Consider the following 1,673-nt stretch of genomic DNA (forward strand, 5'->3'; position numbering starts at 1 on the left):
GTGTCATCGAAATACTGCGAGGTGTAGTTGCCCGGTTTGCCCGGCGTGAACGGCCGGCCGATGCTCAGGTGGTTGTAGTAAGTGGGAATCTGGCCAACCGAACGCGGGAAGGTGATCGGCAGTTTGCCCGACGGGTTGTAGTCGCCGAACAGCACATCGGCAATGGCGTTGCCGCCCTCGGTGCCGCTGAACCAGGTTTCGAGAATCGCGTCAGCCTGTTCTTTCTCTTCGAGGATCGACAGCGGGCGGCCGTTCATCAACACCAGTACCAGCGGCTTACCGGTGGCTTTCAAGGCGCGGATCAGTTCACGCTGGTTTTCCGGGATGTTCAGGTCGGTGCGGCTCGACGATTCGTGGGACATGCCACGGGACTCGCCCACGGCCGCCACCACCACGTCAGCCTCCTTGGCGGCTTTTACCGCTTCGTCGATCAACACGTTGGCCGGGCGCGGGTCATCGACCACTTCCGGGGCATCGAAGTTGAGGAAGTTCAGGTAGTCGAGGATCTTCTTGTCGTTGGTGATGTTGGCGCCACGGGCATAGATCAGCGTCGATTTATTGCCCAGCGCGGTGGTCATGCCATCGAACAGGGTCACCGATTGCGCCGGGCGACCGGCGGCGGCCCAGCTGCCCATCATGTCGATGGGTGCCTTGGCCAGCGGGCCGACCAGGGCGACTTTCGCGGTTTTCTTCAGCGGCAGGGTCTGATTCTGGTTTTTCAGCAATACCAGGCTGCGACGCGCGACGTCACGGGCCTCGGCGCGGTGCAAGCGGCTGTCGGCGTAAGTGTCGACCGGATCATCCTCGGCCTTGCCGATGCGCAGGTACGGGTCCTTGAACAGGCCCATGTCGTATTTGGCTTCGAGCACTGCACGCACGGCGTTATCGATGTCGCTCTGCTGGATCTCGCCGGACTTCAGCAAACCCGGCAGCTCCTTGCCGTACAAGGTATCGTTCATGCTCATGTGGATGCCGGCCTTGATTGCCAGCTTCGCGGCTTCGCGGCCATCACGGGCGACGCCGTGCTTGATCAGCTCGAAAATCGCCCCGTGGTCGCTGACTGCCAGGCCCTTGAAGCCCCATTCTTTGCGCAACAGGTCGTTCATCAGCCAGGTGTTGGCGGTGGCCGGCACGCCGTTGATCGAGTTCAGCGCCACCATCACCCCGCCGGCACCGGCATCGATCGCCGCGCGATAGGGGGGCAGGTAGTCCTGGTACATCTTGACCGGGCTCATGTCGACCACGTTGTAGTCGCGGCCACCTTCGACCGCGCCGTACAGCGCGAAATGCTTGACGCTGGCCATGATGCTGTCGGCGGCGTTGGCGCCGGCGCCCTGGAATGCCTTGACCATCACCCCGGCAATGCGCGACACCAGGTAGGTGTCTTCGCCGAAACCTTCGGAGGTACGGCCCCAGCGTGGGTCGCGGGAAATATCAACCATCGGTGCGAACGTGATGTCGAGGCTGTCAGCCGCCGCTTCCTTGGCGGCGACGCGCCCGGACAAGCCAATGGCGTCCATGTCCCAGCTCGACGCCAACGCCAGCGGGATCGGGAAAATGGTACGGTGGCCGTGGATCACGTCATAGGCGAAGAACATCGGGATCTTCAACCGGCTGCGCATGGCCGCGTCCTGCATCGGACGGTTTTCCGGGCGGGTGATCGAGTTGAACGT

1 protein-coding gene is annotated in these 1,673 nt (G+C 62.7%); it reads right to left on the reverse strand.

What is annotated here, in order from left to right; translation table 11 throughout:
* Positions 1-1,673 (reverse strand): beta-glucosidase BglX (gene bglX / locus D8U18_RS09050; RefSeq protein WP_131107462.1); only part of this gene is annotated, 1,673 nt, incomplete at both ends.

Source organism: Pseudomonas sp. Sample_10, from assembly GCF_004321495.1.
Taxonomy (GTDB): domain Bacteria; phylum Pseudomonadota; class Gammaproteobacteria; order Pseudomonadales; family Pseudomonadaceae; genus Aquipseudomonas.